The sequence below is a fragment of the Micromonospora sp. NPDC005163 genome (assembly GCF_053599835.1).
On record NZ_JBSFYP010000005.1, the window covers coordinates 1 to 13,300 of the forward strand.

The 13,300-nt window shown below is 73.1% G+C and carries 14 protein-coding genes and 1 pseudogene; 9 read left to right on the top strand and 6 right to left on the bottom strand.

The window, feature by feature from the left end; translation table 11 throughout:
* Positions 1-779: glycosyltransferase (locus tag ACWD6N_RS05925; protein ID WP_450004525.1), on the bottom strand; the 779-nt coding region annotated here is incomplete at its 3' end.
* A 25-nt stretch (positions 780-804) separates the two neighbouring features.
* A complete protein-coding gene (locus tag ACWD6N_RS05930) occupies positions 805-2,052 on the bottom strand; it encodes a cytochrome P450 (protein ID WP_354965619.1) in 1,248 nt (415 codons plus the stop codon).
* A gap of 261 nt (positions 2,053-2,313) precedes the next feature.
* Here ACWD6N_RS05930 and ACWD6N_RS05935 point away from each other — a divergent pair, with 261 nt between their 5' ends.
* Positions 2,314-2,721: a hypothetical protein gene (locus ACWD6N_RS05935; protein ID WP_354965618.1), complete on the top strand. Its 408-nt coding sequence runs from the start codon at positions 2,314-2,316 to the stop codon at positions 2,719-2,721.
* 88 nt (positions 2,722-2,809) lie between these two features.
* On the opposite strand, the gene ACWD6N_RS05940 is transcribed toward ACWD6N_RS05935, so the two are convergent.
* A complete protein-coding gene (locus tag ACWD6N_RS05940) occupies positions 2,810-3,028 on the bottom strand; it encodes a DUF397 domain-containing protein (protein ID WP_354965617.1) in 219 nt (72 codons plus the stop codon).
* Between the two features lie 69 nt (positions 3,029-3,097).
* Here ACWD6N_RS05940 and pepN point away from each other — a divergent pair, with 69 nt between their 5' ends.
* Positions 3,098-5,614 carry an aminopeptidase N gene (pepN, locus tag ACWD6N_RS05945; protein ID WP_387323644.1) on the top strand — a complete coding sequence of 839 codons (2,517 nt, stop codon included), beginning with the start codon at positions 3,098-3,100 and terminating at the stop codon, positions 5,612-5,614.
* Between the two features lie 44 nt (positions 5,615-5,658).
* Here the strand turns inward: pepN and ACWD6N_RS05950 are convergent, their stop codons facing one another.
* On the bottom strand, positions 5,659-6,882 hold the full coding sequence (locus ACWD6N_RS05950) for an FAD-dependent monooxygenase (protein ID WP_354965615.1): 1,224 nt from the start codon (positions 6,880-6,882) through the stop codon (positions 5,659-5,661).
* A 160-nt stretch (positions 6,883-7,042) separates the two neighbouring features.
* Positions 7,043-7,705, bottom strand: coding sequence for a PadR family transcriptional regulator (locus ACWD6N_RS05955; RefSeq protein WP_354965614.1), 663 nt, complete (start codon positions 7,703-7,705; stop codon positions 7,043-7,045).
* A 175-nt stretch (positions 7,706-7,880) separates the two neighbouring features.
* Here ACWD6N_RS05955 and nadD point away from each other — a divergent pair, with 175 nt between their 5' ends.
* The 6 genes from nadD (at position 7,881) to ACWD6N_RS05985 (ending at position 11,942) form a co-directional block, all read left to right on the top strand.
* The gene (gene nadD / locus ACWD6N_RS05960; protein WP_354965613.1) at positions 7,881-8,477 is read left to right on the top strand and encodes a nicotinate-nucleotide adenylyltransferase; all 597 of its coding nucleotides are present in this window, start codon (positions 7,881-7,883) and stop codon (positions 8,475-8,477) included.
* A 110-nt stretch (positions 8,478-8,587) separates the two neighbouring features.
* Positions 8,588-8,995, top strand: a complete 408-nt coding sequence (rsfS, locus tag ACWD6N_RS05965) for a ribosome silencing factor (RefSeq protein WP_354965612.1) — start codon at positions 8,588-8,590, stop codon at positions 8,993-8,995.
* Complete coding sequence (locus ACWD6N_RS05970) at positions 8,992-9,621, top strand: histidine phosphatase family protein (RefSeq protein WP_354965611.1); 630 nt, start codon at positions 8,992-8,994, stop codon at positions 9,619-9,621. The genes rsfS and ACWD6N_RS05970 overlap by 4 nt, the downstream gene beginning before the upstream one ends.
* Positions 9,622-9,704: 83 nt before the next feature.
* Positions 9,705-10,559, top strand: coding sequence for a DegV family protein (locus tag ACWD6N_RS05975; RefSeq protein ID WP_354965610.1), 855 nt, complete (start codon positions 9,705-9,707; stop codon positions 10,557-10,559).
* Positions 10,560-10,564: 5 nt separating this feature from the next.
* A complete protein-coding gene (locus ACWD6N_RS05980) occupies positions 10,565-11,338 on the top strand; it encodes an SDR family NAD(P)-dependent oxidoreductase (protein WP_354965609.1) in 774 nt (257 codons plus the stop codon).
* 220 nt (positions 11,339-11,558) lie between these two features.
* Positions 11,559-11,942: a nuclear transport factor 2 family protein gene (locus ACWD6N_RS05985; RefSeq protein ID WP_354965608.1), complete on the top strand. Its 384-nt coding sequence runs from the start codon at positions 11,559-11,561 to the stop codon at positions 11,940-11,942.
* Between the two features lie 107 nt (positions 11,943-12,049).
* Here the strand turns inward: ACWD6N_RS05985 and ACWD6N_RS05990 are convergent, their stop codons facing one another.
* Positions 12,050-12,256 (bottom strand): flavin reductase, encoded by a 207-nt coding sequence (locus ACWD6N_RS05990; RefSeq protein ID WP_354965607.1) that lies wholly within the window; start codon positions 12,254-12,256, stop codon positions 12,050-12,052.
* A 249-nt stretch (positions 12,257-12,505) separates the two neighbouring features.
* Between ACWD6N_RS05990 and ACWD6N_RS05995 the strand changes: the two are divergent.
* Positions 12,506-13,257 (top strand): annotated as a pseudogene (locus tag ACWD6N_RS05995) (DUF2637 domain-containing protein).
* The last annotated feature ends 43 nt before the right edge of the window (positions 13,258-13,300 follow it).

Sequence of the window (13,300 nt, forward strand, 5' to 3'; positions counted from 1 at the left end):
GCGCCGAGCAGCAGCCCGGACCGGCGGGCCGCGACCGCCGCCGCCAGCGCCGGCAGGACCGCGAGCGCGGTCAGCAGGCGGACCGGCTGGGCCAGATCGTCGTACGCCTGGCGGACCCGTTGGCCGCGGAAGTGCGCGGCGTCCGGTGGCAGCCGGCGTACGTACAGCCAGGCCGGCGTGGCCTCGGTTCCGCCGTACGCCCGCACGGTGCGGATCAGCTCCAGGTTCTCGAAGAGCACGTCCGGGTCGTACCCGCCCATGCCGAGGAAGGTGTTGCGGCGCACCGCCAGGGTGCCCGGGTAGTCCGCCCCGAGCGCCCTGTTGAGCAGCGTCCGACCGGTGTCCCACCAGGCGTGCCAGGGCAGCGGGGCGAAGTAGTTCTGCGGCCGGACCAGATCCACCCGGCCGAGCAGCCGGTGCACCGCGCGCAGCCCGGCCTCGTCGTACCGGACGTCGTCGTCGGCGATCACGACGTGTTCGTGGCCGGCCGCGCGGACGCCGGTGAGCACCCCGGTCACCTTGCCGTTCAGCCCGCGCAGGGTGGGGTCGGGCGGGAGGTGCCGGCGGACCAGCCCGCGCCACGCCGCGGCGTGGCGGGCGAAGACGTCCGGTGGGGAGCCGTCGACCACGATCAGCTCGACGCGGCCGCCCAGCCAGCGCAGGTAGTCGGTCAGATCGGCCAGGCCGGTGTCGACGGTCCAGCGCAGCGGCAGCACGTACGCTATCGGCAACGGGGGCGGCGCGGTACCGTCCCGGCCGCGGCCGGGGTCGAAGGGCAAGCGTGCCTCCCGGGCAGGCGGTGGGTCAGGCGGTGCGGCGGATGTTGGTGAGGGTGAGACCGGTGGGGGGTAGCGCCGGCATCCGGTGCAGGTCCAGGGCCAGGTCCTGTGGCGGAACCTCGTAGCGCATGGCGCTGGTCAGGTTGGTGACCGCCCGTTTCATCAGGTCGATGGTGATCCACTCGCCGGCGCAGCGGTGCCCGGTCCAGTGGTCGCCACCGCCCTGCGGGATCAGCTGGAACGCGTCCACGGGACGGCCGGCGAACCGCTCCGGGCGGAACAGCTCCGGCTCGGGCCAGAGCGCGGGGTGGTGGTTGGTGCCGTACAGGTCGAGGAGCACCCGCCGCCCTCGCGGGAAGTGGTGGCCCTGCCAGTCGAAGGAGCGCCGGACCTGGGCCGCGGCGGCCGGAAAGAACGGGTAGTACCGGCGTACCTCCTGCACGAACTGCTCGGTGGCCTCGTCGTCGCCGCGGACCCGTTGCCGCCAGGCGGGATGGTCGTGCAGGGCGAGCGCGGCGAAGACGATGAACCGGTCCACGGCGACCGTCGGCCGCAGCACGTTGAGCAGCTCGACCGCGGCGATCCGCCGGGGGAGCAGCCTGCCCCGCGCGTCGCGGTGCTCGGCGATCACCTTCAGCGCGCTGCCGGCGGGGGCCGGGAGAATGCCGATCCGCGTCCGCTCGATGATGTCGGCGATCCAGCGTTCGGCCCGGCGGCGGGCGAGCAGGCCCCGCCAGTGCCGGGGACCGACCATCGCCGGGGCTTCGATCATGGAGTGCAGCTCGACGGTACGGCGGTCGACCTGCGACGCGGCCAGCGGCACCCCGGCCCAGGCGCAGACCACCCGGGTCAGCAGCCGGCCCAGCTCGTCGTAGAGCGTCACCGGCGTCGCGCTCTCCCAGGCCGGGATCCGAGCCTGCCACTCGTCGTCGAAGAGTTGGCCGAGCTGCCCGATGGCGGCCGGCGTCATGATCGACATGAGCATCGCCTTGCGGTCCCGGTGCTCCGGCCCGTCCAGCCCCTGCACGCCGCCCCGGCCGGTCAGGGTCCGCTGTACCCGCGTCGGCATCGCCTCGCGCCGCTGGAAGCGCTCGGCGTCGTAGAACAGCGTCGCCGCCGGCCGGCCGCGCAGGCAGATGGTCGGGGCCAGCAGGATCCGGGTCTGGAAGACGTCGCTGCCGTACCGGTCGCAGCGCTCGCCGATGAACCGGTAGCCGGCGCGGAGGAACGCCAGCGTGCTGTCCGGGCCGCGGTCGGCCGGCATGGTTGCCATCGGGTCTCCTCACGTGCGGATGCCGGCCGGTCTGCTCGGCCGGGTGCGTCTACCCAGGTCGGGGCTCCTGAACCCACCGCTGGCATCGGTCGCGCGCCGGCTGGCCGGTGCGGCTCGGCCACCGGATCGGCGTCCGCTGGCCCCTCCCACCGGCGCGGGAACCTGGTTGAGTTTCGGGTGAGTGGCCGGCGGCGGCGAGGGCCGGGGCGGCTGGGGCCGGTGTTGCGGCCGGTCCGCGACAAGGGATCACGGGGAGGGCGTATGCGGGACAACAGATCGCCGCACTGGCGGCAGCGGCGGGCGGTCGGGGGTCTCGGCGCGGACCGGATCCGGGACCGGGGGGCGCTGATCGGGCCGCCCCGGCGGCCCACCCGGCCGCACCGGTTCTTCACGGTGCACCTGGGCTTCACGGCTGCCGGCATGGCCGACGCCCGCGAGCTGGCGGTGGCGTACGCGGAGGCGCTGAGCCTGCTCCGCCCGGAGCTGGCGCTCGGCGCGGCGGCCCTGTCGCCGGCCGATGCCTGGCACCGGGCCGAGCGGCTGTTCTGCGGGGCGGTCGGCCCGGACGGCGAGCGCTGCGTCGACGTGGCCGAGCATCTCGGCTTCCACCACGCCCCCGGTCCCGGCGGCCTCGGCTGGGGCGACGGCGACGGCCCCGGCGATGGTTGACCGATGGCTGACGCCCGGCCCCGGGTCGGCGACGTGGGAGTGCCGCGGGCGTCGAAACACCCCCACACCGCCGAGCCGGCGTGCGAGTTCAGTCCAGGTCGAACTCGCCGTCCTGCGCGCCGGCGACGAACGCGTCCCACTCCGCCTGGGTGAAGACCAGCACCGGCCCCTCCGGCTGGGCGGAGTTGCGCATCCCGATCAGTTCGTCGACGAACGCGACCTCGACGGCGCTGTCGGAGGTGTCCCCGTCGGCCCGCTGCCAGACCGCCCGAGAGAGGTCGAAGTCGCCCTTGGGGTGCTGCGCCATGGTTCTTTCCTCCAGTGCCGAGGGTCGTGTGGTGACCGCGTGCGGATCCCCATCGGGCAGGATAAGCGGATGCCGAGCCTGACCCGTGTAGAGGCGACCGCGCGTGGCGCGGCGATTACTGTCGAGTCCTATCAGGTGGACCTCGACCTGACCGGTGGCGGCGAGCTGTTCCGCTCCCGCGTCGAGATCCGGTTCCGGGCGACCCCCGGCACCGCGACCTTCGCCGAGATCAAACCCGCCAAACTCCTGGCGGTACGCCTCAACGACCGCGACGTCGACCCCGGCGCGTTGACCGACAACCGGCTCCCGCTGACCAACCTGGCCGCGGAGAACACCCTGTTCGTCGAAGCGGAGATGGCGTACTCCAACACGGGGGAGGGCATGCACCGCTTCGTCGACCCGGCCGACGGCGAGACCTACCTCTACGCGGTGACCTTCCTCGACAACGTGCAGCGCATCTTCGCCGCGTTCGACCAGCCCGACCTGAAGGCGTCGTTCACCCTCACGGTCACCGCTCCACCCGAGTGGACGGTCGCCAGCAACGCCGAGGTGGCCGCCAACCCCGCGCCCGGGCGTTGGGAGTTCGCCCCGAGCGCGCCCCTGGCCACCTACTTCTTCTCGCTGATCGCCGGCCCGTACCACGTGCGGCGGGCCGAGCACGACGGCGTGCCGCTGGGCATCTACTGCCGCCGGTCGCTGGCCGAGCACCTGGACGCCGACGCGGAGGAGATCTTCACCGTCACTCGGCAGTGCCTGGACCGGTTCCATGAGCTCTTCACCGAGCGCTACCCGTTCGGCAAGTACGACCAGGCGTTCGTGCCCGAGTTCAACGCCGGCGCGATGGAGAACCCGGGCATCGTCACCTTCCGCGACGACTACGTCTTCCGCTCGGCGGTCACGGACACCCAGCGGGAGCTGCGGGCCACCACCATCGCCCACGAGATGGCGCACATGTGGTTCGGCGACCTGGTCACCATGCGCTGGTGGGACGACCTGTGGCTCAACGAGTCCTTCGCGGAGTACCTGGGCACCCGGGTCACGGCCGAGGCGACCCGCTTCGACCAGGCGTGGACCACGTTCGCCATGCGCCGAAAGGCCTGGGGGTACGCCGCCGACCAGCGCCCCTCCACCCACCCCGTCGCTCCGGAGGAGGTGGCCGACGCCGACGAGGGCCTGCTCAACTTCGACGGCATCTCGTACGCCAAGGGCGCCAGCGTGCTGCGGCAGCTCGTCGCGTGGCTCGGTGACGAGGCGTTCCTCGCCGGCCTGAACGCGCACTTCGCCGCGCACCGCTTCGGCAACGCGACCCTCGCCGACCTGCTGGCCAGCCTCTCCGCCGCCAGTGGCCGGGACCTGTCCGGCTGGGCTGAGCTGTGGCTGCGCCAGGCGCAGGTCAACACGCTGCGCGCCGAGGTCGCCGTCGACGCCGACGGCCGTTACACCGAGGTGGCCGTGGTGCAGACCGCGCCCGAGTCGCACCCGGTGCTGCGTCCGCACCGGATCGGTGTGGGCCGCTACTCGGCGGACGGCGCGGTGGAGCGCGACGAGGTGGACCTCGACCCGGCCACCGACGGCGGGCGGACCGTGCTCGACGGGCTGACCGGCGCCCCGGCGGCCCGGCTGCTGCTGCCCAACGACGGCGACCTCACGTTCGCCAAGGTGCGCCTCGACCCGGCGTCGGCGAACGCCGTGCCGCTGGTGCTGCCCGGGCTGGCCGACCCGCTGGCGCGGGCGGTGCTCTGGAGCGAGGCGCTGGACGCGGCGACCGATGGCGAGCGGCCAGTGACCGGCCTGGTCGAGCTGATGGTCGCCGCGCTGCCGGCCGAGACCGAGGTGATCATCGCGGAGGACGTGCTCACCCTGAGCCGGTCGCTGGTCGACCGCTACCTCGATCCGCTGACCCGCGCCGCGGCGCTGGCCCGGGTCGCCGGGGCGTGCCGGCAGTTGCTCGACGGCGCGCCGGCGGGGGAGTCGTTGCAGCTCGCCGCCGCGCGGGGCTGGATCGCCGCGACCACCGACGCCGACCTGCTCACCGGCTGGCTCGCCGGCCGCGACGTGCCGACCGGGCTGAAGGTCGACGCCGAGCTGCGCTGGTTGGTGCTGCGCCGGCTGGTGGTGCTGGGCGCGGCCGGCGCGGCGGAGATCGACGCCGAGGTGGCGGCCGACCGCAGCGCCACCGGCGCCGAGCGGGCCGCCCGCTGCCGCGCCGCCCTGCCCGATCCCGCCGCGAAGCAGGCGGCGTGGGACATCATCGTGGGGGGCACCGAGCTGTCCAACCGGCTGCTGGAGGCGACCGCCGAGGGCTTCTGGCAGCCCGAGCAGGGCGAGCTGACCGCGGCGTACGTCGAGCGGTACTTCGCGGACATGCCGGCCGCCGCGCGTCGGCGTACTCCCTGGACCGCCGACCGCGTGGCCACCCTGGCGTTCCCCCGCTACGCCGTGGCGCAGCCGACGCGGGAGGCGGCCGCGGCGCTGCTGGCCCGCGACGACCTGACCCCCGGCCTGCGCCGGGTGGTCACCGACGCCGACGACGACCTGCGCCGCGCGCTGGTCGCCCGGACGGCGGTGGCCGCCGCGGCGGCCTGAGAGGGCAGGCGCGGGGTGGCTGGCGGGCCACCCCGCGCCCCGGCTCAGCGCAGCGCCGGCTCCGTCGTGACCGGGGCGTCCCAGTCGATGACGTAGCGCTGTTCGGCGGCGACCGTCTTCTCCGGGTCCATCGCGGTGCGCGCCAGCAGCGGCATCAGCAGCGGCATGAGCGTCCGGGCGACCGGCCCCGGCGCCTTGGCGTGGTTGATCCGCGCCGCTCGGGCGGCGACCTTTTCGACCCTCGCGCGGCGCAGCCGCTCGAACGCGGTGAACGCCGATGCCACGTCCGGCAGGTCACGCAGGCAGCGGGCGAGCTGCACGGCGCTCTCGATCGCCAGTGACGCGCCCTGACCGGAGCTGTTCGACGGCGCGTGCGCCGCGTCGCCGACCAGCACCATCCGCCCCCGGTGCCAGTGCGGCACGGGCGGCATGATCTGCAACGCGCCGACGACCTGGAGCTCGTCGGCGCTGCTGGTCGCCGTCAGTTCCCGGCCCGGATCGTCGTCGCCGTAGCTGCTGCGCAGCGTGTCCAGCCATTGCGCCGCCGGCACCGCGCGGGCCTCGACCAGGCTCAACGGCCGCTGGTGCGGCAGGTTGGCACCCCAGCGGGTGCCACCGCCGGGCTCCGGCCAGTAGAGGTAGTAGCCGCGTCGCCCGAACGCGAAGGTCATCGTGCCCGGCTCGGCGTCCACCTCGTGCCGGGCCACCGCCTCGAAGCCGAGCAGCCCGGTGAACCGGGGGCCGGGCGCGGCCGGGTCGATGAGACCGCGAACGGTCGAGCGGATGCCGTCGGCGCCGACCAGGACGTCGGCGGTGGCGGTGCTGCCGTCCTCGAAGCGGGCGGTCACGCCGCTCTCCGTCTGCTCGGCGGCGACCAGCCGCTTGCCGTACGCGAACGGGACGCCCTCGGCGACCGCCCGGTCGTGCAGCACCCGGTGCAGCTCGGCCCGGTGCACCACGCGCAGCGGTGGCACCCCGGCGAGCGTGGGCAGGTCGATGCGGCGGCGGCCGACGGCCATCACGGTGCGCTCGATCGGGGTGGCGATCGCGGTCACCGCCTCGTCCGCGCCCACCGTGCGCAGTGCCGCCACGCCGTTGGGCGCGAGCGCGAGGGTGCCACCGATGCCACCGATGCCGCCGACCCCGCTGGCGGTGGCGGGGTACGCCTCGTGGACGGTGGCGGTGATGCCGGCGCGGCGCAGCGCGAGCGCCGTCACCGGACCGGCGATGCCGCCGCCGATGACGATCGCGGTTCGTACTGTGGTCATGCTCTCTCCCTGGGTGTCGTCGGTTCGTGCGCGTGCGAACCGACCTGGGAGGGAGCGCGGTTATCCTCGTGGTTGCCGCTTCGGGCCGGGCGCCTTCCCAGGTGTCGGTTCGAGGTAAGGGCTCCGGCGGGGTGTTGGCGCACCCCGCCGGAGCCGTCCGTCAGTCGGGGGTGTCGGGGGCCGGGGTGCTGGTCCTCTCCGCCAGCTCGGCCAGCTCTGCCGGTATCTCGCCGGTCTCGTGGAAGGCCCGCCAGGTGTCCAGACCCGGGTAGCTGCCCGAGGTCAGCTCGGCGAGCAGGGCCCGCAGCCAGGCCGCTTCCGCGGCCCGCATGGCCAGGTCGTACTCGGACTCCACCAGGAACAGCCGCGGGATCTCCCGTAGGTGCGCGTCGAGCGTTGCGCGGTCCTGGCCGATGGCGTCGTCCAGCAGGTCGAGCCGTTGCCGCAGCAGGTCGGTGGCTTCGTCGGGATGCAGCGCGGCGAGCACGGACAGGCCGGCCCGGAAGCGGGGATGCTCCGGCATCGGGGTGGAGACCAGCTCGCGGGCCCAGTCGACCAGCTCCGCCCGTCCCACGTCGGTGATCCGGTAGACGGTGCGTTCGGGGCGTCGGCCGTCACGGACGCTTTCCACGGCCTCGATCATGTCGTGTTTGTCCATGTTGCGGATCACCGTGTAGAAGGATCCCCACTTGAACTCCATGTCCTGGTCCTTGCCCCAGGCGCGTAGTGCGGTGGCGATCTCGTACGGGTGCATCGGCCGCTGGACCAGGGCGGACAGCACGGCCAGCGCCAGCAGGTTGCCGACCTTGCGCCGCTTCGGCACGACACCCTCCTCCTTCTCGTTCCCGATTACTTGTTGGCGAGTATATGCGCACGAGTCGTCGCACCGCGACCCCCGGGTCGATGGCCTTTGTTTCCTCGCGTGTTTGGAGCGGGATCAGGTGTGCCCGTCGCCGGGCCGGAGCGGTGGTCCACGATGCCCGGCCTACGATCACGGGGTGGAGGAAGACATCCGGCGGATCGGGATCATGGGCGGCACCTTCGACCCGATCCACCACGGGCACCTCGTCGCGGCCAGCGAGGTGGCCGACCGTTTCGGCCTGGACGAGGTGGTCTTCGTCCCCACCGGGCAGCCGTGGCAGAAGACCGACGAGCCGGTCAGCCCCGCCGAGGACCGGTACCTGATGACGGTCATCGCGACCGCCTCCAACCCCCGGTTCCAGGTCAGCCGGGTCGACATCGACCGCAGTGGGCCGACCTACACGGTCGACACGCTGCGCGACCTCCAGGCCGAGTACGGCCCCAAGGTGCAGCTGTTCTTCATCACCGGCGCCGACGCGCTGCAACGCATCCTGTCGTGGAAGGACCTCGACGAGATCTTCGAGCTGGCCCACTTCATCGGGGTGACCCGGCCCGGCTTCCAACTCACCGACAGGCACCTGCCCGCCGACACCGTCAGCCTGATCCAGGTGCCGGCGATGGCCATCTCGTCGACCGACTGTCGTGCGCGGGTGGCCCGGGGCGAACCGGTCTGGTATCTGGTGCCCGACGGTGTGGTGCAGTACATCGCCAAACGGAACCTGTATCAGCGCTGACCATGCCCGGTTCGCCCCCATTCATGCGGCTAATCGACCAGAACTGACAAGTCGAGGCGACGCCGGGTATGAGACGCTTGGAGGATCGCACGGTTGATCGAAGGAGAACGGTGACAGTTTCCGAACGCGCTCACGAGCTGGCGATCGCCGCCGCCCAGGCCGCCGCCGACAAGAAGGCGCAGGACATCACCATCATCGACGTCGGCGACCAGCTCGCCATCACCGACGCGTTCCTGCTCGCCGCCGCCCCCAACGAGCGTCAGGTGCTGGCCATCGTCGACGCCATCGAGGAGCGCCTGCTGGAGCTGCCGGAGAAGGCCAAGCCGGTGCGGCGCGAGGGTGAGCGTGGTGGCCGCTGGGTGCTGCTCGACTACGTCGACATCGTGGTGCACGTCCAGCACACCGAGGAGCGCGAGTTCTACGCGCTCGACCGGCTCTGGAAGGACTGCCCCACGATCCCGTTCGTCGACCGCGACCTCGTCGAGGCCGACGCCAGCGGGTCCGCCGCGGCCGAATGACCCGGCTGATCATCTGGCGGCACGGCAACACCGACTGGAACGCCGCCAACCGCGTCCAGGGGCAGACCGACGTACCCCTCAACGAGCTTGGCCGCGACCAGGCCCGCGACGCCGCCCCGCTGCTCGCGTCGCTGCGTCCCGACGCCATCGTGTCCAGCGACCTGAGTCGCGCCGCGGAGACCGCCGCCGCGCTGGCCGCGCTGACCGGCCTGCCGGTCCGCACCGACGCCCGGCTGCGCGAGCGGCACTTCGGGCAGTGGCAGGGCCTGTACCTCACCGAGGTCGCCGAGCGCTTCCCCGCGGAGTACGCCCGCTGGCGGTCCGGCGACCCGGCCCCGGGCGCGGGCCTTGAGCCCCTGCACGACCTGGGCCAGCGGGTCGCCGCCGCGTTGCAGGAGGCGGCCGACGCGACACCCGGCGGCACCGTGGTGATCGCCACCCACGGCGCCGGCTCCCGGCAGGGCATCGGTCACCTGCTCGGTTGGGACGCCGGCGTGCTGCGCAGCATCGGCTCGCTGGTCAACTGCCACTGGACCGAGCTGCGGCACGACGACGTCCGGGGCTGGCAGCTGTGGGCGCACAACATCGGCATGATCACCGCCCCGGCCGTCGTCGACGCGGTCTGAACGCCGTCCATCGCGGCCGGCCCCGCTACCTGTCGCACGATTGCGCCTCGGCGTTCACCGCCCCGATCGACTAGCGTGCGGGCATGCCCGTCGCGGTCGTCATCGACTCCACCGCCTACCTTCCCCCCGACCTGGTGCAGGCGCACCGGCTGACCGTCGTGCCGCTGACCGTCGTGCTCAACGGCGCGGAGGGACTGGAGGGGGTGGAGACCCAGCCCGCCGACGCCACCCTGGCGCTGAGCGGCCGGCGGGTCACGGCCAGCACCTCCCGGCCGGCGCCCGAGCAGTTCGCCCAGACGTACCGCCGGCTCCTCGACGCCGGCGCCGACGGGATCGTCTCGGTGCACATCTCCGCGAGCCTGTCCGGCACGGTCGAGGCGGCCCGACTGGCCGCCGCCGACCTGGACGGCCGGGTCGAGGTCGTGGACAGCCGCTCGGCCGGCATGGGGCTCGGCTTCCCGGCCATCGCGGCCGCCACGGCCGCCGAGGCCGGTGCCGACCTGTCCGGTGTACGCGACGCGGCCCTCGCCACCGTCGTCCGGACCACCGTCTGGTTCTACGTCGACACGCTGGAATTCCTCCGCCGGGGCGGCCGGATCAACGCCGCCGAGGCGCTGCTCGGCACCGCCCTGTCGGTCAAGCCGATCATGCACATGCCGGACGGCTCGATCGTGCTGCGGGAGAAGGTGCGCACCGCCAGCCGGGGAGTGGCCCGGCTGGTCGACCTGGCCGTCGAGGCGGCCGGCGACGACGAGGTGGACCTCGGGGTGCACCACCTGGCAGCTCCGCAGCGAGCAGAAGCACTGCTCGCCGCCCTCACCGAGCGACTCGGCGACCGGCTGCACGACACGTACGTCTCCGAGGCGGGCGCCGTCGTCGCCGCGCACGCCGGCCCGGGGTTGGCCTGCGTCGTCGTCCACCGCAGACCGGGCGGCTGAGCCAGGTGTCCACGTCGTGCGTGGTGACCGGCGGCGGCCGTGGCGTCGGCCGGGCCGTGGTGCAACGACTCGTGGCGACCGGTGCCACCGTCGTCGTGGTGGAGCGTGACGCCGACGCGGTCGACTGGCTGGCCGGGCACCCGGCCGCCGACCGGCTGGGCGCGATCATCGGCGACGCCGGCGACGAGCAGGTGGCCGAGCGCGCCGCCCACCTGGCGGAGCGCTCCGCGCCACTGACCGGCTGGGTCAACAACGCCGCGGTGTTCCGGGACGCCGCCCTGCACTCGGCGTCCGCCGACGCGGTGCTCGACCTGATCGGGCAGAACCTGCGCCCGGCCGTGGTGGGCGCCGCCGTGGCCGTGCGCCGGTTCCTGGCCGCCGGAGCGGGTGGCGCCATCGTGAACGTCTCGTCGCACCAGGCCCGCCGGCCGGTTTCGGGCGCCCTGCCGTACTCGACAGCGAAGGCCGCCGTGGAGGGGCTGACCCGTGCGCTGGCCGTCGAGTACGGGCGGCACGGCATCCGCGCCAACGCCGTCGCGCTCGGCTCGATCGCCACCGAGCGGCACGGCGACTTCCTGGCCGCCCAGGAGCCCACCCAGGCCGAGTGGATCGACGCCGAGCTGACCCGGCTGCACCCGGTGGGCCGGATCGGGACGGTCGACGAGGTGGCGGAGGCGGTCGCGTACCTGCTGTCGCCGGCGGCGAGCTTCATCAACGGGGTCACGCTGCCGGTGGACGGGGGACGGGCCGTGCTGGGCCTGGACCCGGAGGCCCGCTGACCACGGTGGCGTCATGGCCCATACCGACGTAGCCCAGCTGCCCGCCGACGCCCAGACCTTCTCCGAGCGCACGGCGGGTATCCCCGGGACCCGGGCGAGCGGGTGATCCCGCCCGCCGACCACCAGGTAGCAGTCGCCTTGCCGTAGCCAACGGCGTCCGTGGGCAGGCACTCGTCGAGCAGAATGTCCCAGTGCGGAATTTACTCGGAAGGAACAGATGATGAACGACGACGTCCGGGTGATCGGCGACCAGGCGTATGACGCCCTGATCCAGGGGTTCCAGACCGGGTCGTGGAAGAGCTTCTTCGACCTTTTCGGCGCGGAGGTGGACCTGATTCTGCCGGCGCCGCAGACCGGCCACTTCACCGGGCCCGAAGGGCGGGAGAAACTGGTCGCATTCTTCAGTGCCTTCACCCCCGGCACCAGCCGATTCGACAGGGTCGAGGTCATTCACAAGACCGTCGCCGAGGATCGCGTCGTCATCGAGGACTGGGCTCGGGGTGTCGCTTTCAACGAGCCCTACGCGGCCCGGCATTGCATTCACATCTTGGTTCGGGACGGAAAGGCCGTCGGTTTCCACGAATACAATCGGTCGCTCGACTGAGAGCGGTTTGTCGTGACGGCGGGCGCGCTCGGCGAGCGGACGCGCCGCCACCGCTGACCGCCAGCTGGCGTGACAACTCTGCTAACAGTGGATTCAGCGGACGCGAGTCAGTCGACGAAGCGGTCAGTGAGGTTCGTCGGCGGGTTGCTCGGGTTCAGCGCCGTGAGGTCACCCGCGGCTTCCTCCTGAAGGGACGCCAGGTGAATCAGCAGCGCCGGGCGGTCATGACGGTACTCGCCGAGGAGACGCAGCTTCGCGGCCGAGCAGGGCCAGGCGATCCGGCAGGTCCGGCAGCGCCACGAGGGCTTGATCACCGGGTGTTCCGAGCGGCCCGCTCGACGCCGCCGTCGGCCTTCACGTCGATGCGCGTCCACCTCCTCGGGGGTGAGCCCGACGGTGCCCCGCGCTGAGGTGTTTGAGGGTGAGTACGGTCATCCGCCGACCCTCACCGGGGTCCGGCTGACCGGCCGGCGACGTCCCGGTACGAACCTCGTGCAGTCGGTCGTCGGTGGCGTCCGGAGTGGTGAACCGCAGGGACCTCCACCCCCTGTGCACCCTCGGGCATGAAGTACAGGGAGCGCCGGGCCACGGCCGGCGTGGCGTCCTTCACACACGTACATGCCGTCGCCGCGGCGCACGGTCAGCCGGGCTGGCTGGCCTGGGCCGACGCGATCGTGTTGGAGTTGACCTCGATCGCCGCTGGCCTGAAGTTGCGCCGCAACCGGTGCCTGCGCAAGAACGTCGCGATCCCCGCCACGATGCTGGTCGCGGCGGTGCTGCTGTCGCTGGCGGCGCAAGTCGTCGAGGCCGAGGCGTCGCTGATCGGCTGGATCGCCGCCGCCCTGCCAGCGCTCGGTTTCTGGCGATGGTGAAGATCGCCCTCGGCCGTGCCGACCCCGCCCCACCCCCGTCGACCGTCCGGCCCGTGCGGACGGAGCCCGGACCGCCACTGACCGTCGACGCGTCGGTCCCGGACAACCGCCAGCCGCTCGCCACCATTACTGCCGCCGTCCGGGACCGCACGACCGCGGTCCCCGCCGCCGCGGACCGATCTGAGGTGGTCCCGGACCGCCCGGACGGCCAGCCGTCGGCCGATGACGGCGGTCCGGAGGTCACCGCGCTGGTCCCGGCCGCCCGGACCGCCGCCCGCACCCTCACCGTCGAGGGAACGCCGATGTCCCGCAAGGCCCTCGCCCGACAGCTACGCGCGGACGGACACCAGTTGTCCAACGCCACCGCCTCGGCGCTCGTACGCGTCCTGCGCGCCGAGACCACCTCACCCGCACCGAACCTGTCACCGGGGGAGGCCGCGTGACAGAACCCCAACCTGCGGCTTCTGTCAGAGCGAGCCGCCGCTG

Bases quoted from the DNA above. Each gene is read 5' to 3' on its own strand.
- ACWD6N_RS05940 (WP_354965617.1), bottom strand. From the start codon at position 3,028: ATGGCGCAGCACCCCAAGGGCGACTTCGACCTCTCTCGGGCGGTCTGG.
- ACWD6N_RS05975 (WP_354965610.1), top strand. From the start codon at position 9,705: ATGCCCGTCGCGGTCGTCATCGACTCCACCGCCTACCTTCCCCCCGAC.
- pepN (WP_387323644.1), top strand. From the start codon at position 3,098: ATGCCGAGCCTGACCCGTGTAGAGGCGACCGCGCGTGGCGCGGCGATT.
- ACWD6N_RS05970 (WP_354965611.1), top strand. From the start codon at position 8,992: ATGACCCGGCTGATCATCTGGCGGCACGGCAACACCGACTGGAACGCC.
- ACWD6N_RS05950 (WP_354965615.1), bottom strand. From the start codon at position 6,882: ATGACCACAGTACGAACCGCGATCGTCATCGGCGGCGGCATCGCCGGT.
- ACWD6N_RS05935 (WP_354965618.1), top strand. From the start codon at position 2,314: ATGCGGGACAACAGATCGCCGCACTGGCGGCAGCGGCGGGCGGTCGGG.
- ACWD6N_RS05985 (WP_354965608.1), top strand. From the start codon at position 11,559: ATGAACGACGACGTCCGGGTGATCGGCGACCAGGCGTATGACGCCCTG.
- ACWD6N_RS05930 (WP_354965619.1), bottom strand. From the start codon at position 2,052: ATGGCAACCATGCCGGCCGACCGCGGCCCGGACAGCACGCTGGCGTTC.